The organism is Haloarcula salina, from assembly GCF_010119195.1.
GTDB classification, from domain to species: domain Archaea; phylum Halobacteriota; class Halobacteria; order Halobacteriales; family Haloarculaceae; genus Haloarcula; species Haloarcula salina.
This window is the reverse complement of record NZ_WRXL01000003.1, coordinates 141,936-159,321: the sequence shown is the minus strand read 5'-3', so window position 1 is coordinate 159,321 and position 17,386 is coordinate 141,936. Positions and strand designations below refer to the sequence as shown.

General features: G+C 68.2%; 21 protein-coding genes. 10 read left to right on the top strand and 11 right to left on the bottom strand.

Translation table 11 applies throughout. The annotated features are described in order from the left end of the window. Positions 1-124 precede the first annotated feature (124 nt). The 4 genes from lrp to GM656_RS09220 all read left to right on the top strand — a co-directional run bounded on the left by lrp (position 125) and on the right by GM656_RS09220 (position 3,177). Positions 125-583 (top strand): HTH-type transcriptional regulator Lrp, encoded by a 459-nt coding sequence (gene lrp, locus GM656_RS09235; protein ID WP_162413382.1) that lies wholly within the window; start codon positions 125-127, stop codon positions 581-583. A 183-nt stretch (positions 584-766) separates the two neighbouring features. Beyond that, a complete protein-coding gene (locus tag GM656_RS09230; protein WP_162413381.1) occupies positions 767-1,363 on the top strand; it encodes a TetR/AcrR family transcriptional regulator in 597 nt (198 codons plus the stop codon). Next, the gene (locus tag GM656_RS09225) at positions 1,360-2,838 is read left to right on the top strand and encodes an MATE family efflux transporter (RefSeq protein ID WP_162413380.1); all 1,479 of its coding nucleotides are present in this window, start codon (positions 1,360-1,362) and stop codon (positions 2,836-2,838) included. The genes GM656_RS09230 and GM656_RS09225 overlap by 4 nt, the downstream gene beginning before the upstream one ends. Positions 2,839-3,003: 165 nt before the next feature. Next, positions 3,004-3,177 carry a DUF5786 family protein gene (locus GM656_RS09220; RefSeq protein WP_241692735.1) on the top strand — a complete coding sequence of 58 codons (174 nt, stop codon included), beginning with the start codon at positions 3,004-3,006 and terminating at the stop codon, positions 3,175-3,177. Here the strand turns inward: GM656_RS09220 and GM656_RS09215 are convergent. The 3 genes from GM656_RS09215 to GM656_RS09205 form a co-directional block, all read right to left on the bottom strand. After that, positions 3,164-3,895: a DUF7530 family protein gene (locus GM656_RS09215; protein ID WP_162413379.1), complete on the bottom strand. Its 732-nt coding sequence runs from the start codon at positions 3,893-3,895 to the stop codon at positions 3,164-3,166. The two genes, GM656_RS09220 and GM656_RS09215, sit on opposite strands and share 14 nt — an antisense overlap. After that, a complete protein-coding gene (locus GM656_RS09210; RefSeq protein ID WP_162413378.1) occupies positions 3,892-4,830 on the bottom strand; it encodes an NAD(P)H-binding protein in 939 nt (312 codons plus the stop codon). The genes GM656_RS09215 and GM656_RS09210 overlap by 4 nt, the downstream gene beginning before the upstream one ends. Positions 4,831-4,916: 86 nt before the next feature. Further along, complete coding sequence (locus GM656_RS09205) at positions 4,917-5,903, bottom strand: SDR family oxidoreductase (protein ID WP_162413377.1); 987 nt, start codon at positions 5,901-5,903, stop codon at positions 4,917-4,919. Positions 5,904-6,013: 110 nt separating this feature from the next. Between GM656_RS09205 and GM656_RS09200 the strand changes: the two genes are divergently transcribed. Continuing rightward, the gene (locus GM656_RS09200) at positions 6,014-6,217 is read left to right on the top strand and encodes a DUF7561 family protein (protein WP_162413376.1); all 204 of its coding nucleotides are present in this window, start codon (positions 6,014-6,016) and stop codon (positions 6,215-6,217) included. Here GM656_RS09200 and GM656_RS09195 read toward each other — a convergent pair. Next, positions 6,214-7,206: a CPBP family intramembrane glutamic endopeptidase gene (locus GM656_RS09195; RefSeq protein ID WP_162413375.1), complete on the bottom strand. Its 993-nt coding sequence runs from the start codon at positions 7,204-7,206 to the stop codon at positions 6,214-6,216. The genes GM656_RS09200 and GM656_RS09195 overlap by 4 nt on opposite strands. 101 nt (positions 7,207-7,307) lie before the next feature. Between GM656_RS09195 and GM656_RS09190 the strand changes: the two genes are divergently transcribed. Genes GM656_RS09190 through GM656_RS09180 form a run of 3 tightly spaced genes read left to right on the top strand, consistent with a single transcriptional unit; the run spans position 7,308 to position 8,273 of the window. Beyond that, a complete protein-coding gene (locus tag GM656_RS09190) occupies positions 7,308-7,652 on the top strand; it encodes an ArsR/SmtB family transcription factor (RefSeq protein ID WP_162413374.1) in 345 nt (114 codons plus the stop codon). A gap of 1 nt (position 7,653) precedes the next feature. Beyond that, on the top strand, positions 7,654-7,983 hold the full coding sequence (locus GM656_RS09185; RefSeq protein ID WP_162413373.1) for a hypothetical protein: 330 nt from the start codon (positions 7,654-7,656) through the stop codon (positions 7,981-7,983). After that, entirely contained in the window at positions 7,980-8,273 is a 294-nt protein-coding gene (locus tag GM656_RS09180) for a DUF7521 family protein (protein ID WP_162413372.1), read from the top strand. The genes GM656_RS09185 and GM656_RS09180 overlap by 4 nt, the downstream gene beginning before the upstream one ends. A gap of 53 nt (positions 8,274-8,326) precedes the next feature. Here the strand turns inward: GM656_RS09180 and GM656_RS09175 are convergent, their stop codons facing one another. Next, the gene (locus GM656_RS09175; RefSeq protein ID WP_162413371.1) at positions 8,327-8,521 is read right to left on the bottom strand and encodes a cold-shock protein; all 195 of its coding nucleotides are present in this window, start codon (positions 8,519-8,521) and stop codon (positions 8,327-8,329) included. Between the two features lie 146 nt (positions 8,522-8,667). Here GM656_RS09175 and GM656_RS09170 point away from each other — a divergent pair, with 146 nt between their 5' ends. Beyond that, positions 8,668-10,395, top strand: coding sequence for an ATP-dependent DNA helicase (locus tag GM656_RS09170; protein WP_162413370.1), 1,728 nt, complete (start codon positions 8,668-8,670; stop codon positions 10,393-10,395). Positions 10,396-10,521: 126 nt separating this feature from the next. On the opposite strand, the gene GM656_RS09165 is transcribed toward GM656_RS09170, so the two are convergent. From GM656_RS09165 to GM656_RS09140, 6 genes are all read right to left on the bottom strand, one after another. Next, complete coding sequence (locus GM656_RS09165) at positions 10,522-10,827, bottom strand: hypothetical protein (RefSeq protein ID WP_162413369.1); 306 nt, start codon at positions 10,825-10,827, stop codon at positions 10,522-10,524. A 51-nt stretch (positions 10,828-10,878) separates the two neighbouring features. Further along, a complete protein-coding gene (locus GM656_RS09160) occupies positions 10,879-11,160 on the bottom strand; it encodes an ArsR/SmtB family transcription factor (protein WP_162413368.1) in 282 nt (93 codons plus the stop codon). 58 nt (positions 11,161-11,218) lie between these two features. Continuing rightward, on the bottom strand, positions 11,219-12,526 hold the full coding sequence (locus GM656_RS09155; protein ID WP_162413367.1) for a ferritin-like domain-containing protein: 1,308 nt from the start codon (positions 12,524-12,526) through the stop codon (positions 11,219-11,221). A 321-nt stretch (positions 12,527-12,847) separates the two neighbouring features. Continuing rightward, on the bottom strand, positions 12,848-14,026 hold the full coding sequence (locus GM656_RS09150) for a class I SAM-dependent methyltransferase (RefSeq protein WP_162413366.1): 1,179 nt from the start codon (positions 14,024-14,026) through the stop codon (positions 12,848-12,850). Then, positions 14,019-15,164: a 60S ribosomal export protein NMD3 gene (locus tag GM656_RS09145; protein WP_162413365.1), complete on the bottom strand. Its 1,146-nt coding sequence runs from the start codon at positions 15,162-15,164 to the stop codon at positions 14,019-14,021. The genes GM656_RS09150 and GM656_RS09145 overlap by 8 nt, the downstream gene beginning before the upstream one ends. 67 nt (positions 15,165-15,231) lie before the next feature. Continuing rightward, positions 15,232-16,245 carry a DMT family transporter gene (locus GM656_RS09140; RefSeq protein ID WP_241692733.1) on the bottom strand — a complete coding sequence of 338 codons (1,014 nt, stop codon included), beginning with the start codon at positions 16,243-16,245 and terminating at the stop codon, positions 15,232-15,234. Between the two features lie 240 nt (positions 16,246-16,485). Between GM656_RS09140 and htpX the strand changes: the two genes are divergently transcribed. Further along, positions 16,486-17,364 (top strand): zinc metalloprotease HtpX, encoded by an 879-nt coding sequence (htpX, locus tag GM656_RS09135; protein ID WP_162413364.1) that lies wholly within the window; start codon positions 16,486-16,488, stop codon positions 17,362-17,364. The last annotated feature ends 22 nt before the right edge of the window (positions 17,365-17,386 follow it).

Here is a 17,386-nt window from a genome sequence, read left to right as displayed (position 1 = left end):
TTGGACAGTCGATAGGAACATTGCTACTACTAAAACCCTGCTGATTTGCGCAAAGGTTTCGGACCTTTCGCTTACATTTGGACATTCGTAAAATTCTAAACCCTGGGGGACGTTCTCGGATGTAATGACGTACGAAAATCTCGACCGTGAGCTAGTGAATGCCCTTCTGGGGGACGGCCGCGCGAGCCTCCGAAGCCTGGGCGAAGACCTCGACGTCTCGGTGACGACCGTCTCGAATCACCTCTCCGACCTCGAGGACGAGGGAATCATCAACGGCTACACGCCGAAGGTCGACTACGACAAGCTCGGCTACGACGTGACCGCCATCATCCAACTCAAGGTGGAGGGGTCCTCGCTCCCCGAGGTCACCGAGAGCCTCAGAGAGCACAAGCAGATGATCTCCGTCTACGAGGTCACCGGCGACTACGACATCATCGCCGTCGGGAAGTTCACCGACACGGACGGCATGAACGCCCAGATCAAGGAACTGCTCACCGACCCGGAGATCAAGGAGTCGAACACGTCCGTCGTGCTCAACGCCGCGAGCGAACACGAGCAGTTCGAACTCGACCTCAGAGAGTAGTCCGAACCGCTTCTCGCCGTCGCGCTCGACGCTGACCGGCGGGACTCTCCCGCTCTCGGCTCGCGCTCGACCCCCTCCGAGCACCGCAGTGGTGTTCGATACCCCGTCGCAATCGTGTCACGAAATCGAACGGAGACCGGGAACCGACGACTACTTGACTGACCGGTCAGTTAGCTAGCCGTAATGAGCGACAGCGGCACGGCCGACGACATCATGGGGGCGACCTACCGTGCGCTGTGTTCCCACGGCTACGCCGACCTGACGATGCAGGACATCGCCGACGAGTCGGACAAGAGCAAGGCCTCCCTCCACTACCACTACGACAGCAAGCACGACCTCCTCTGTGCGTTCCTCGAGTACCTCTACGACGGCTTCGTCGACCGCGTCGGCGACCCCGAGGGCGAGGACCCTCGGGCGCGCCTGCTCGCGCTCGTGGACGCGGTGCTCGACAAGCCCGAGGACGACAGCGAGGCGTTCGGGACCGCGATCCTCGAAATCCGCGCGCAGGCACCCTACGAACCGGGCTTTCGGGAGCGATTGACGCGATTCGACGAGTTCCTCGTGGACGAACTCGAAGCGATCCTCGAAGACGGGGTCGCCGACGGGACGTTCGACGAGGGCGTCGACCCCGAGGAGACCGCGCGGTTCGTCGTCACCGTCCTGACCGGGGCCGCGACCGAGCGCGTCACGGCCGGCCGACCGACCGAGTGCACCCGACGCATGCTCGCGGAGTACGTCCAGACGCACCTGCTGGCTGAGTCCCCGGAGGTCGAAGCATGAGCGACGGCCGCGGCCTCGGCGACCGGATCGGGGACCTGTTCAAGGGACAGGAGGACCTCGACCTGACCAGCGGCGACATCGGCAAGCCGCTCCTGTTCCTCTCGCTGCCAATCGTCATCACGAACCTGCTCCAGGTGGCGTACAACCTCGCGGACACGTTCTGGCTCGGCCAGTACTCGACGACGGCGCTGGCGGCCATCTCCTTCGCGTTCCCGATGATCTTCCTGCTCATCTCGCTGGGGATGGGGCTGTCGGTCGCCGGGAGCGTGCTGGTCGCCCAGCACACCGGGGCCGAGGAGCACCGCGAAGCCGAGTACGCCGCCTCCCAGACGGTGACGTTCGCCCTGCTCGTCTCGGTGGTGCTCGGCGTGACCGGCTACTTCTTCGTCGAGGACTTCCTCAGCCTGCTCGGCGCGTCCGAGCAGGTCCTGCCCGGCGCGACCGGCTACCTGCAGGTAGTCTCGCTCGGTCTGACGGCGATGTTCGGCTTCTTCGTGTTCATCTCGCTGATGCGCGGGGCCGGCGACACGATCACGCCGATGCTCGTCATGTTCGGGACGGTCGTGCTCAACATCGTGCTCGATCCGTTCCTCATCTTCGGCTGGTGGGTGTTCCCCGAGATGGGCGTCGTCGGCGCGGCCATCGCGACCATCTTCTCCCGCGCGGTGGCGCTGGTGGTCGGCCTCGGCATCCTGCTCTCGGGCACGCGCGGCGTGCGCATCCGCGCGGGAGACATGGCCCCCGACCTGTCGTATCTCACGAAGCTCCTGCGCCTCGGTATCCCGGCGTCCGTCGAGGGCACCGGCCGGGCGCTGTCGGTCAACGCCATGCTGTTCGTCGTCGGCACGTTCTCGGTCACGGTCGTCGCGGCCTTCGGCGTCGGCATCCGCGTGTTCTCGCTGGTGTTCATGCCCGCTATCGCGATGGACCGCGGCGTCGAGACCATGACCGGACAGAACCTCGGGGCGGACCGTCCCGACCGGGCGGCGACGGCCACCCACTTCGCGGCGCGCGTGTCGTTCGTCTTACTGACGGTGCTGGGCGCGGTCACGCTCTTCGCCGCGCCGGCCGTCGTCGGCGTCTTCAGCGACGACCCCGAAGTGGTCCGCATCGGGGCCGAGTTCCTCCAGTGGGTCGCGCCCACGTTCGGCTTCATCGGCATCGTCAGGGCCTACTCCGGCAGCTTTCGGGGAGCCGGCAAGACGCTCACCGCGGCCGCGCTGGCCGTGCTGATGCTCGGCGTCATCCGCCTGCCGATCGCCTGGATCGCTTCCCGCCCGGTGGCCGTCCCGGCGTGGTTCGGCCCGCAGATCGTCGACATCTTCGCCTACTCGATGGCCGAACAGGGCATCTGGCTGGCGTTCGGCGTCTCGAACGTCCTCGCCGCCGGCATCGCGGCCGCGTGGTTCTTCCGGGGGACGTGGCGCGACGCCGACCCGCGCTCGGCCGGGGAACCGACCGTTGCCGACGACTGATCCTTTCCGCTCGTCCCTCTAACGGCCGTATATCGCGGATAACTCCACGGGACGGCCGTCACGGACTGTCGTGGTTCGCTCGCGTTTTCTTATCAATTGAACAACTGTTGCCACACCACCGTTACATTGATAGGTACTAACTGCCAAACTCGAGTGTGGTAACCTATGTCGATGGGCGCGTATGACGACGACGAACACGAACGCCGTGAGCGCAAGAACAGCGAGGTCGACCTCTCGGAGGACGACGACCGGACAGCGTATCACGGGACCGTCGACTACGACGGAGGCGAATCCACCGAGGAACTGCTGGATCAGTTCAAGCAGATCAACTCGGACTAGCGGCCGTTCTCGACCGGACTCGTAACAGCGTCACAGAGACGGCCGTCACGACTGTCACGGCCACGACGTGACCGACCAGCGCCGCGAGCAGGACCGGCTGGTCCAGTACGAACGGGAGGAGAACGAGCTGGAGGACGCCGAAGCCCCAGGTCTCGAGGTCGGCGCGGACGAACACGCGCGCCGTCTCGGGATCGAACCGGTAGCGCGCCGACCGCCACAGGCCCGTGACGCTGGCCCACCAGCCCGTGCCGATGCGGTAGCTCACGTCCCAGAGGATGAGCAGCGTCAGGTACACCACCAGCACCGGCGGCTCGGGACCGAACAGGCGCTCGAACAGCGGTGTGGTGCTCACCCGGGGGTCGAAGACGAACAGGTGCGTCAACAGCGCGATGTACGCGAGGACGGACAGGACGACCTCGACGTTCGAGGAGAACAGCAGCGCCCGGTAGGTCTCTGGCACGTCGATGCGGCGGACGAGCGTGCTGATGCGAAGCATCTCCGCGCTCCCGATGGTCGCGACGAGCACGACGGCCGTCCCGGCGACGGCGGCGCTCCAGACGCCGTAGTACCACGACAGGCCGACGATGGCCACCTCGAAGACGAGGAGCTGTATCGCCATCGCCGCCCACGTGGGTACCTGGATGCCGGGGAGCGCGCCGACGATGCTCTCGTACACCCACGTCTCGCCGTATTCGGGATGCGGGCCGTCGTCGCTCATCCGCTCGCACCACCCGCGACCGCGGCCGCCCGGGCCGCTTCCAGACACCGCCGCTCGTCGAGCGCCAGTTCCACCGCCTCGTCGAAGGGCGTCAGGTCGACCCCGAACTCCTCGCGGACTGGCCCCGCGTCGGCCACGACCGGCGTCTTCAGGCCCTGAATCAGCGGCCGGGCTACCGTCGAGGGCACGTCCGTCATGAGTCCGACCCAGTACGCCGACAGCCGCGGCGTCAGCACCGGGACCGGAACGATGACCGGCTCCCCGGCCCCGACGAGTCGCCCCGTCCGCTTCAGGATCTCCGCGTAGCTCATCACGTCCGGTCCGCCGATCTCGTACGTCTCGTCGCCGGCCGCCGGTGCACGGAGTGCCCGCGTGAGATAGGCGATCACGTCGTCGATGGCGATGGGGTGGCAGTCGGTCCGGACCCACCGCGGCGTCAGCATCACCGGTAGCCGCGCGGTCAGTTCGCGGATCATCCGGAAGCTCGCCGACCCCGCGCCGATGACGATCGCCGCCCGGAACGTCGTCAGATCGTAGGTCCCCTCACCGAGGACGAACTCGACCTCGCGCCGGGACCGGAGATGCTCCGAGAGCGCGGCGTCGTCCTCGCCGAGGCCGCCGAGATAGATCACGCGGTCGACCCCCGAGTCGTCGGCCGCCTGCCGGAAGTTCCGCGCGGCCCGCCGGTCGCGCTCGGCGTAGTCGTCGCCGGCGTGCATCGAGTGGACGAGGTAGTACGCGGCGTCGACGCCGTCCAGGGCGGCCTCGAAGCTCCCGGCGTCGAGCAGATCGCCCGTGACGACGTCGACGGCCTCGGGCCCGTCGTATCGCTCGGGGTCGCGGACGAGCGCCCGAACCTCGTGGTCCGCCGCGCGGAGCGCGGGAACGAGGTGGCTCCCGACGAACCCCGTCGCGCCCGTCACCAGGACGTGCATACCCACTCTGCAGGTCGGGACGCGGTTAAAGCCGCCGTCTGACTGGCGTCTCAGTGTCAGGACCGCCGCCTCTCCGAACCGCCGCCTCAGGACTGTCGCACGAGCGGCTCGTACCAGTCGCGGTTCTCGCGGTACCAGTCGATGAACCTCGCGACGCCCTCCCGGATGGTGTGGTCCGGGTCGTAGCCCAGCAGTTCCTCGGCCCGGTCGGTCGCGGCGTGGGTGTGTTCGGCATCGGCGTCGTGGCGCTCCTCGTACACGAGGTCGAGATCGGGATCGATCTGGTCGCGGATCTCGGTGGCGAGCGTCTTGATCTCGATGTTGTCCGTCGAGCCGATATTCAGGGCCATGCCGTCGGCGGCGTCCTCGTCAAGCAGCGTCATGTTGGCCTCGATGACGTCCTCGATGTAGGTGAAGTCGCGCGTCTGCGTGCCGTCGCCGTAGATGACCGGCGGCTCGCCGTTGTGACACCGCGAGACGAAGTTCGAGATGGCCATGTTCGGGCGCATTCGCGGCCCGTAGACGGTGAAGTAGCGCAGCGCGACGGCCGGGAGGTCGTACACCTCGCTGTAGGCGCAGGCGTAGCGCTCGGCCGCGAGCTTCGACGCGCCGTAGGGCGAGACGGGCGTCGTCGGGTGCTCCTCGTCGTACGGAAGGTACTGGGGCTTGCCGTACACGGACGACGAGGAGGCCATCACGAACCGCTCGATGCCCTCGTCGCGGCAGGCGTCGAGGAGGTTCAGCGTCCCGTCGACGTTCACCTCGTCGTACTTGCGCGGGTCCTTGACGCTCGGGCGGACGCCGGCCTGGGCCGCCTGGTGGTAGACGTAGTCGGCGTCGGCGACGAGGTCGGTCACCAACTCCGCGTCGCGAACGTCGCCCGCGATGAACTCGTAGCTCCCGTCGCCGTCCGCGGCGGCTGTCTGTCCGGCTTCGATGTTGTGTCGCTTGATATCGAGATCGTAGAAGGGATCGCGGTTGTCCAGTACGACAACGTCGTGACCGTCTGCCGCGAACCGCTGTGCCAGGTGTCCGCCGATGAAGCCGGCACCCCCTGTAACGAGAATGTGCATTACGTGCAAGCAACCCAGCGGACGACAAAAGTATGTCGAGAGTTCACCGTTTTGAACGGTTCGAAGGACCCGTCTACCTTGAAGTGTACACGGTCCATAACTATACCCAGATGGCGTCTCGCCCATGCGACGGATGCGGACGGAAGGTGTCGATAGCCGGCGGCATCGCCGACATCTGGTCGCTGACGAACGATCCCACCGAGGGAATCGTGCTGGAACTGGGCGACGACACCGAACACTTCCTCTGTTACGACTGCATCGACCGCCTCCCCGACGACCGCGAGGTGACGGCGGCGGACGTAGCCGACCTCTAACGACGGCGCGTCTCGCGTTCGGATCGTGGCGTCCACCGCGTCACGCGCTCGTCGATACCGAGACGGCCGTCGCGCCAGCGAACGAACGCCAGTAACAGGAGGCCACCGAGGGCCACGAAGAGCATGTAGACGATCCCTTCTTCCCCGACCCAGCGCGCTGGCCCGACGATCTCGACGGCGAGCAGTTCGGGCGTCCGCTGTGAGTGGCCGAGACCGAACACCGCGCTCTGGGTGAAGTTGTACCAGACGTGAAAGCCGATCGGGAGCGCGAGGTCGCCGGTGAGCACGTACGCGCCGCTCAGGAGCAGTCCGGCGAGCAGGTAGTAGCCGTACTGGCTCGGGTGGTCGACCTTGCCCCCGTGCAGGAGGGCGAAGACGAGCGAACTCGCGAGCACTGCCATTCCGACCGCGGCCCACTGCGGGACGGGTCCGTCCGCGCCTTCGGCGAGGTTCTTTAGCATCGCGCCGCGGAAGACGACCTCCTCCCACGCCGACGCGAGGGCGACGTAACTGAAGACGACGACCATCGCCGCCGGAAACGAAAGGTCGCCCGCCCCCTCCGCGATGCCGACGACCGTGGCCCAGCCCGCGCCGACCGCGACGGCCAGCGCTCCGGCGTTGACGACGGTCGCTATCGCGCCGCCGACGGCGAACGACCGCCACCAGCGGCGGTCGAGCGACAGGCCGTACTCGCCGATCGGTCGACGGTCGATGACCCACGCACCGCCGAGGATCGTCGCGACGAGGATCGCCCCGATTCCGGCCGCTTCGATCGGTTCTCGGATCGGGTGCGCGAGCCGCGCTCGAACGACGGACTGCAGGGCCGCGAGGGCGAGAAACGACAGCACCATCGGCAACACCGCGCGAAGCGGCGCTCTGAGCCTGCCGTCCGCGCTGTTCCAGATCGGCCAGACGACGCGAGAGACGACCCGATCGACGACACTCTGGGTCTCTCGGCCGTCTCGCTGTTCCAGTGATTCCGGTGACATATCCGGACAGCCGGCCGGTAGCCACGTATCACCGCGGGCACCGCTTCCGCTTCGGAAGCCGGTGGGACGTTTTTATTGCGTCTCGCTCGCTCGAAGCGACCATGGACGCGGTCGGCGACGACGAACTGCTCGCCCTGCTCGAAGACGAGTACGCGCGGGCCATCATCGCCGAACTCACCACCGGACCGATGTCCGTCTCCGAACTCTGTGCGGCCTGCGAGATGTCCGACCCGACGGCGTATCGCCGCCTCGACCGACTCGAAGCGGCCGATCTCGTCGCCGAACGGCAGGCCGTCGACCCCGACGGCCACCACTACAAGCGCTACGTGGCGACCGTCGAGGACGTGACCGTCACGTTCGCCGACGGGACGTGCGACGTGGCGGTCACGCGGTCCTCGAAGGACCCGGCGGACCGATTCACTGACCTGTTCGAGGGGCTGTCCTGAGATGTTCGCGACACTACTGCAGATACGTACGGGCGGAACCGATCCGGGAATCGCGCTGGCCGTCGTCGCGCTCTCGGTTCTCTCGGTCGGGCTCTCGGCCGCCATCGCCGTCGTCCTCGTCCGCGGCTACCGTCGCGGGCCGGGACGGACGGGAATGCTGACGCTCGCCGTTGGCCTCCTCTTGCTCACGACCGTCCCGGAACTGCTCCGCATCGCGCTCCCCACGGCCACCGGTGTCGGCCTCGTCGGGCGCTCGCTCCTCGTGAGCGCCTGCGAACTGCTGGGGCTCGGAACGATCCTGTGGACCGTCTACGGGGGTGAGTCGTCGTGATGGCTCCCCTCGACCTGCTCGCACCGGACGCCGTCGCGGAACTCTCGCGGGCGTTGACGGCCGTCGTCGGACTGTTCGTCGCCTCGCTTGCCTACCGCGGCTACCGGCGCAACGACGCGCCGGGGATGCGGTGGCTCGCCGTCGGTATCGCGTCGCTGACCGCCGGCGTCTACGCCGCCGTCACGCTCGCCGACTGGACGGGTGCCGGGGCTGGAATCGTGTTACTCGTCAGAGGACTCGTGACCGTCGCGGGGCTCTGTGCCGTGCTGTACGCACTGCTCGTCGAGTGATTTCGGATAAGAACAAGTATCAGATGTGGTCGCTGAGACGACCGGAAATCTGCTTAGTTGCGGACGACGTTCGTCGCGCGGGGGCCCTTGTCGGCCTGTTCGATGTCGAATTCGATCTCCTCGCCTTCTTCGAGGTCCGGACCGCCGACGTCTTCCATGTGGAAGAACACGTCATCGTCCGCGTCGTCAGTCGAGATGAAACCGTAACCGCCTGTGTCGTTGAAGAAATCAACCTTACCGTTTGCCATTGCATATATTCGTACAGGGGGTATATGTATAAGGCTTCCGAGAGTTGCAGTACCACGACCGTGTGGGTGTGAACACGACCCACGAGCGAACGGGGCTCGTTGGGCGACAAGAAAGGTTTAGGCCGCCTCGCCCGTTGCCTTCTCGCGTGTACCCCGCGCGGATTCACGACGAGTTCCCCGCCCCCTCTTACCGGGGCAACCAGAAGCAGGCCCTGGCCGACATCCGCGCGGCCTTCGAACGCGGCAACGACGTGGTCCTAGTCCGCGCGCCGACCGGGAGCGGGAAGTCCCTGCTCGCGCGGGCCATCGCCGGCTGCGCCCGGACCGCGGGCGAGGCGGCTCCGGAGCAGGTCGTGGACGCCTACTACACGACGCCGCAGGTGTCCCAGCTGGACGACGTGGCCGAGGACGCCCTGCTCGAAGACCTCTGTGTCATCCGCGGGAAGAACAACTACGACTGCATCCTCCCCGGCGAGACGGACACGCCGGTGAACCAGGCCCCGTGCGTGCGCGAGCGACAGTTCGACTGCCAGGTCAAGCACCGCTGTCCGTACTTCTCCGACCGCGCCATCGCCTCGAACCGCCGCATCGCCGCGATGACGCTGGCGTACTTCATGCAGACCGCCGGCAGCGACGTGTTCGGTAAGCGCGACGTGGTGGTCATCGACGAGGCCCACGGCCTGGGCGAGTGGGCCGAGATGTACGCCACCATCGACCTCTCGCCAGAGACCATTCCGATGTGGCGCGACCTCGACGTGCCCGCCATCGACGGGCTGGACGAGGCCGTCTCGTTCACCGAGCGCGTCGAACACCTCGCCGAGCGCCGCGTGAAGGAACTACGCCGGAAGGAGGAACTGACTGGCGACGAAGTCGCCGAGCGCGACTCGCTGAACACGCTCCGCCAGGACCTCGGGTGGTTCCGCGAGGACTACACCGACACCGAGAGCGCGACGACGTGGGTCGTCGACCAGGCCGACCGCGAGGGCGCGCCGGTCACGATCAAGCCGATGAACCCCGAGCGCTACCTCAATCACACCGTCTGGGAGCGGGGCAACCGCTTCGCCCTGCTGTCGGCGACCATCCTCAACAAGGAGGCGTTCTGCGCGAACGTCGGTCTCGACCCGGACAACGTCGCGCTCGTGGAGGTCGGCCACACCTTCCCCGTCGAGAACCGGCCGCTGTACGACGTGGCCCAGGGGAAGATGACCTACGAGCACCGCGACGACACGCTCCCGAAGATCGCCCGCTCCATCGTCCGCATCATGGCCCGCCACCCCGACGAGAAGGGGCTGATCCACTGTCACTCCTACGCGATTCAGGAGCAGTTGAACGACCTCCTCGACGACCTCGGCGTCGGGGTCCGGGTCCGCACGCACGACAAGGACGGCCGCGACGGCGCGCTCTCGGCGTGGAAGCGCAGCGACAACCCCGACGTGTTCCTCTCGGTGAAGATGGAGGAGGCGCTGGACCTGGAGGGCGACCTCTGTCGCTGGCAGGTGCTGTGTAAGGCCCCGTACCCGAACACGCGAGACTCCCGCGTCGCCCAGCGCCTCGAAGACGGTCAGTGGGGCTGGTACTATCGGACGGCGCTGCGGACGGTCATCCAGGCCTGCGGCCGCGTCGTGCGCGCGCCCGACGACCACGGCGCGACGTACCTCGCGGACTCGTCGCTGCTGGACCTCTTCGAGCGCGCCGACCACGACATGCCCGACTGGTTCCGCGAGCAGGTCGACCGCCTCTCGGAGCCGGACCTCCCGGGATTCGCACCGGACCGGGCGCTCGCGGCCGTCAGTTCGGGCGCGAAGCGCCGGCACGACCGCTCGCGGTCGCGCTCGGGCGACGGGAGCCATCCCCTCTCGGACGTGTGGGACTAGAAGAAGAAGGTGAGCCCGTAGGCCATAGACGACCCGAGCATCAGCACGACGAGCGCGATGGCGATGACCTGCTGTCTATCCATACCCCCCCTTTGACCGCTGGCGTAATTAGGCGTTACGCCCGACTCAGTCGAGGGTGACCCACGTCAGGAAGGCCAGCGCGGCGGTCTCCAGAACGTGGAACGCGACCATCGCCTGCCACGCCGGGTCGGGGACCTTCGTGCTGAACCACACCGACAGGAGCGGATCGAGGAAGTAGACGTACAGCGCGAACACGTTCTCGACGCAGAGCAGCGCCGCGAACACCAGCATCCCGAGCGTGTGTTTCGAGCGCAGTCGCAGATAGCTCCGCGCCCACACCGCGCCGAGCGCGAGGAGCAACAGGACGTTCAGGGCGCTCGCGATGCGGGCCAGGTCGAGCCAGAGACTCATCGGCGCGCCTCCCTCGGCGGGTCGCCGGTCGTCTCGGGGCTGTGAGTGTTCTCAGTCATTGTCGAGTGTCTCGAGGATGTCTTCGACGACGGCCCAGTGGTTCCTGGCCGTCTCGGTCGGTAGGTACACCGCGCCGTAGTCGTCGCCGCTGGCGGTCACGACGTCGTTGTCGGCCAGCACGTCGAGGTGGTGGCGGACGGTGTCGTAGTTGAGGTCCAGGTCCTCGGCGAGCTGATTGGGGTTCCGGGGCCGCTCGTCGATGCGGCGCAGGATCCGGGCGCGGTTGTACCCGCCGCGCGTCCCCGCGAGCACGTACCAGAGGACCGCCTCCATTGCCCAGAAACACTCGAGCGCCCTACCTAAGACCGTCGACTCGGCCGGCCGCGCTCGATCAGTTCTCGACGATGAACTGGCCGGCGACTTCGGTGACCTCGGCCATCGTCTGTGGCTCGTCGACCGCCGCGGGGAAGGGAGATTCGGCGTTGAGTTCGTTGAGCATGGCGGCGTGGCGGGCCTCGACGCTGTGGATGCCGATGGCGGCCGAGAACACCTGGTCGTTCGACACCGTCGGCGCGGCTCCCTTGTAGGCGGCGACGCCGGTGTTCTCCAGCGCCCGCGCGACTCCGAGGAACTCGCTGGGGGTCTCGTAGCCGAAGTCGTACTCGGCCTCCTCGACCGGCGTCCCGCCGAGTTCGGTCACGGTGTCGCTGATGGCGCTGACGTGGGCGGCCTCGTGGTCGCCCACCGTCCGGAGGTGGTCGGGTACCATCGCGCGGACCTCGTCGCCGAAGGCCGAGAGCGCGTCGGCGCTCATCAGTTCGTCGTCGCTGAACGTCTCCAGGCCCTCGCGGTAGAAGGCGTTCTCCAGGTGTTCGAGCGTCAGCGCGTAGTTCAGGACGTTCACGTCCGAGGTGTCGTCGTCGGCCTTGCGGTCGGGGGTCGCGCGGTCGTCGCCGAGTTCGTAGGCGCTCGCGTCGACCTCGTTCGTGACGAACTGGCCGGCGACCTCCAGCACCTCGCTCATCGAACTGGCCTCGTCGACGGCCGCCGGGAACGGCGACGAACCGTTGACGAGGTTCAGGAAGGCGGCGTGGCGGGCCTCGACGCTGTGGATGCCCGCGGCCGCGGCCAGCACGTCGTTGTTCACGACCATCGGTGCGGCCCCGGCGTAGGCGGCGACGCCGGTGTTCTCCAGGGCTTCCGCGACGGCGAGGAACTCGCTGGGGGTCTCGTAGCCGAAGTCGTACTCGGCCTCCGCGACCGGCGTGCCGTTCAGTTGCTCGACGGTGTCGCTGATGGCGCTGACGTGGGCGGCCTCGTGGTCGCCCACCGTCCGCAGGTAGTCGGGCACCTCCATGCGCACGCGCTCGCCGAAGTCGGCGAGCACGTCGGCGTTCATCAGTTCGTCGTCGCTGAACGTCTCCAGGCCCTCGCGGTAAAAGGCGTTCTCTAAGTGTTCGAGCGTCAGCGCGTAGTTCAGGACGGGCACGTCGTCGGCCGGCGGCGTCGGCGTCTCGGTCTCGGTCGCCATCGCCTCCGTCTCGGTGTCCATCGTCTCCGTCTCCATCGCGTCGGTTTCGGTGGCCGAGCCGCCGTCGCCGCTCCCCGCGCAGCCGGCCAGCGCGGCCAGACTCAGCGAGGCGGTCGTGCCGAGGAATGCGCGTCGCGTCCGGTCTGCCGTGTCGTCGGATGGGTTCATGGCTACACCACGACCGAGGCAGGCCGGCCCTAAACCAATTTTCCGAATTCTGACATGATTGTCTCCGAACTGCGCCGAGACTCCGTCCGGACTCTCCCCCAATTTCGTCGGGAGTCGGGGCCGGTCGAATCGAACGTACTCGGGTACGTCTCGCGAAGGAAGCCTGAGACAGACGGTTCCGAAAACGAGCACATGTCAATTCGTTCTAGGCCCGGACGCGAAGTGACCGTCCGTGGCGTTATCCGGATTCCTATCAGATGCGATACTTCTCGGTCCCGAACTGACTTCGCGTCGCTCGTGGTGCCACGCCCCAGTCGGGAGTCACTCGATTCTGGCGTCGACGACGACGTGGGCGACGCCCTCGCTGTACGCCTTGACGCGACGGGTGTCGAGGATCTCGACTGACCGGCCGGCGTCGGCCGCCGCCGCTTCGAGTCTGTCGAGCGGGCGGTCGAACACCAGCGCGTCCGGCGTCGCCTCGTGCATGTGGAGGACGCCGCCGGGCGCGAGCGCAGCCAGTGCGCTGTCGAGGTACTCGTGTGCTTCGTAGTAGCCCATCACCACGCGGTCGGCGCGCGCCTCCGCCGCGAAGCCCTGACTCACGGGCCGCTCCGCGTCCCGTTCGTCCCCCTCGCGGCCCTTCTCGTCGGTCAGGCCCGCGCGCACGACCTCCCGGCAGTCTGCGCGGTAGGCGTGGACCCGCTCGTCGACGCGGTTGAGCCTGACGTTCTCGACGAGGTAGCGAAATGCCGTCGGGTTGCGCTCGACGGCCGTGACAGTGGCCCCGGCGCGGGCCATCGGGAGCGTGAAGTAGCCGATGCCGGCGAACATGTCGAGCACGCGCTCGCCGTCGCTCGCGGCTTCACCGCTCGCTCGTCCCGAGGGCCGGGTCCCCCGCCCCTCGCGCACCACGTCCCCCATCCGCGCCCGCTCGGCCTTGTTCCCCGGCGAGAACATGACTTCGGCGAGGTCCATCGCGTACCGGGTCCCGTGCTCGGTGTGGACCGTTTCCGTGTCCCCGACGCCGGCGACGACCTCGACGCTCGGCTCTCGGTGAGCGCCGGAGATGCCGTGCCGGGCCAGCACCGTGTCGGCCTCCCCGTGGAGCGCGAGCAGCGCCTCGCCCACCTCCCGGGGCCGCGGGCTGTCGCCCATGTCGACGAGCACGACCGAGCCGAGCACCGCCCACGACCCCGGCGCGGCGTCGATCTCGGCGTCGGTCCAGCCCCGCTCGCGAAGGTGGTCGTCGAGCGTGCGCAGGCGCGGTTCGCCGACCTGTCGGACGACCTCGCGGACCGGCGTCTCCCGCGGCGGGGCCGTCACCGGGGCGGCGACGGTCTCGTCGGTCCACTCGACGACGCTCCGGCCGTCGTCGTAGACGCCCTCGTCACGGAGCGACTCGATGGCGATCTGCGAGCGGGGCTTGGCGACGACCGCGGCCAGGCGTTGGTCGTCGCCGCCGTCGGCGTCCGGTCCAGAATCGGCGGCGTCCTCAGGCATCGTCGCCCGCGTCGCCCCCGTCGTCGGGCAGGACGTGCAGTCCGGCCTGGCTCTTCAGTACCGGGACCTCGTCGGCGTCGGTGTCGAGGTAGTCCGGACGCGGGACGGTCACGCTCTCGAACGTCTCGGGGTCGAGCACCTGCACCGCGTTCTCGTCCTCGACGGCGACGAGGGTCGTCGGCACGGCGTCCTCGCGGAACCCGAGGCGCTCGGCGTCGGGCGCGTCGCCCGCCTCGAAGCTGGCCTCGTAGTCCGCGCCCGTCGCCAGCCGCACGCCCTTGAGGTTCCCCTGGACCGAGCGCACGAGTACGGGGCCGTCGCCGTCATCCGGGTCGATGACCTCGCCCCGTCGGTACCGGGGCAGGCGGACGGCGTAGGTCATCCGATACAGCTCCTGGCCGTCCTCGTCCTCCGTGATGAGGCGGCGCGAGTCCGAGTACGAGCCGCCCAGCTGGGCGGTGATGCGCTTGGCGATGCCCAGCCCCATCTGGTTCGTCGAGATCTTCATGTTCAGGCCGTCGTCGACCTCCTTGACCTCCGTGACGAACGCGTTGCGGTCGCCGGTCTCCTCGCGGGCGGCGACGTACTCGCGGGCGATCTCCTCGGCTCGCTCGCGCTCCTCGTCCGTGGGGTCGCGCTCGTCGGCCCGGACCTGGACGATGCTGGCGAAGGAGCCGCCGGCGATCTTCCCGCAGCGCTTGCAGGTCTGCCGCGAGATGCGGACGGGGACGACCACCTGTTCGGTGACGGGCGTCCCGCGGATGACGCCGGAGAACTCGGCGTGCATCCGGATGTTGTTCTGGTCGACCTGTTCGGGCGCGACCTGCCAGGCGACCGACTGGGCGTCGACGTGGACGCCCAGCGCCTCGCTGACCTGCTCGACGGCGATGTCGGTGTAGTCCTCGGCCCCGATGTCGACCCAGCGGTTGCCCTTGTGGACCGCGCCACAGCGCGAGCAGACGCGGACCTGCACGACGTCGGGGGCGTCCACGAGGTCGAACTCCTCGAAGTAACAGGCGTCACAGAGGACGCGCTCGGTGTTGCGGCCGCCGCCGGCCCCGCCGAGGTCGGGGCGCTCGTCGGCCTCCTCCGGTATCTCGTCGCCACAGCGCGGACAGAACTCTCCCGACCGGCTCATTACCCGCCCTACTGTACTGAGCCGTTTAAGCCGTGCGTTCCGGCGCAAGCGAGCCGTTCCGGCGACCCTAATCGTCACACGGCGGCGTCGCGGTCGGCGTCTCGCGCGTCCGCTCGCGGAAGCGCCGCACCTCCGCGGCGAGCGTCTGGCGCTCGATCAGCGCGAAGCCGGCGACGACGACGAGGAAGCCGACCACCGTCCACGGCGACACCGCCGCGCCGAGGACCAGCCAGCCCGTGAGCGCCGCGAAGACGGGCGCGACGTACGCGACGAGGTTCGCGCGGACCGGGCCGACGCGGTCGATGAGGCCGAAGTAGATGGCGTAGGCCACCGCGGTCGACGGGATGGCGAGGGCGGCGACGCTCGCGACCGTCGCGGGGCCGACCCCCAGTGCGCTCGCCGGCGACTCGCCGGCCGCGAGGCTGACGACGTGGAGCAACACCGCGCCGACGGCCATCGCCCACGCCGTGAGGGCGACGCTCTCCATGCGGGGGCCGACGCGCCGGAGCAGGACGCTCCCGACGGCGACCGCCGCGGCCGCGCCGAGGACGAGCACCTGTCCGACCGCGCTCGCGTCGGCGAGCGACGACGGCGACGGCCGGACGATGAGGACGACGCCGGCCAGCGCGATTCCGATGCCGAGCGCGCCGACCCGCGAGAGCCGGTCGCCCAGCAGCCACCACGCGAAGACGGGAGCCAGGATGGGGTTCAGGCCGTACATGACCGACGCCACCGCCGGCGTGGTCGTCTCCTGTCCCAGGAACAGGAAGCCGTTGTTGAGTGCGATGAGGAACGCCGCCGCGGACGCGATGCCGAGCAGGTCCCCGCGAGTGCGCGGGAGCCACGCCGACCGCGGCCGGCTGACGGCGACGTAGGCGAGCAGCGCGACCGCCGCGACGTCGAACCGGAGGCCGGCGAACAGCACCGGCGGCAGTTCGCGCAGCCCGGTCTTGATGGAGACGAACGACGCGCCGAACAGCGCCGCGAGCAGGACGAACAGCGCGGCGTCGCGGTAGCGGGCGTCGACCGAGAGGCGGTTCGCGAGCGCGGCGCGAGTGGCGGGCCAGTTCAGCGGAACCACCCGCTGGAGCGATTGGTAGTCATTGCAGATTGTACGCCGTGGACCGTGAAGAGGGCTGTGCGAGACGTGCTGTCACGCGCCCAGTCGCCGCCGTCTGTCGACTTCCGCCCGTCCAGATCAGAACCGACCGACGCGCCGAGACGGCGGCCGGAACGCGGCCGTGGACCGGCGCCGCCGGCGATCGTGGGCCTCGTTCCCACGATGGCGAGGTTTTAGAGTGCCGCCCGCCTAGCCCCGAGTATGGAGTGGCAAACGGACTGGGGGCTCCGCGGCCGGATGGCCCTGACGATGTTCCTGCTGTTCGCGCTGTACATCGTCTTCGTCGGAGCGCTCACGCTGTACTTCACTAACCTCGCGGCTATCGTCGTCGTCATGGGACTGTTCCTCGGGGCGCAGTTCTTCTTCAGCGACAAGCTCGCCCTGTACTCGATGGGCGCCAGAGAGGTCGACCCGGAGGAGTACCCCGAGCTCCACCGGACCATCGACCGGCTCTCCCAGCAGGCCGACCTCCCGAAACCGAAGGTCGCCGTGGCCGACAGCCGCGTCCCCAACGCCTTCGCGACCGGCCGGTCGAAGAAGAGTTCGGCGGTCTGCGTGACGACGGGCATCATGAACACCCTCGACCAGGAGGAACTGGAGGGCGTGCTGGCCCACGAACTGGCCCACATCAAGAACCGCGACGTGATGGTGATGACCATCGCGTCGTTCCTCTCGACCATCGCCTTCCTCATCGTCCGCTGGGGCTGGCTGTTCAGCGGCGGCCGCGAACGCGGCGGCCAGCAGGTCCCGGTCATCGTCGCCATCCTCGTCTCGCTGGTCGTCTGGATCGTCTCGTTCCTGCTCATCCGGGCGCTCAGCCGCTACCGCGAGTACGCCGCCGACCGCGGCGGCGCGATGATCACCGGCAAGCCCTCGGCGCTCGCGAACGCGCTGATGAAGATCGACGGCCGGATGGACAAGGTCCCGAAAGAGGACATGCGCGACCAGGCGGAGATGAACGCCTTCTTCATCATTCCCATCAAGGTCGGCTGGATCGGCCGCCTGTTCAGCACGCACCCCTCGACGGAGAAGCGCATCGACCGACTGCAGGACCTCGAACGCGAACTCGAAGGTCGCTGAGCGCGCAATTTTTTCGGACCGC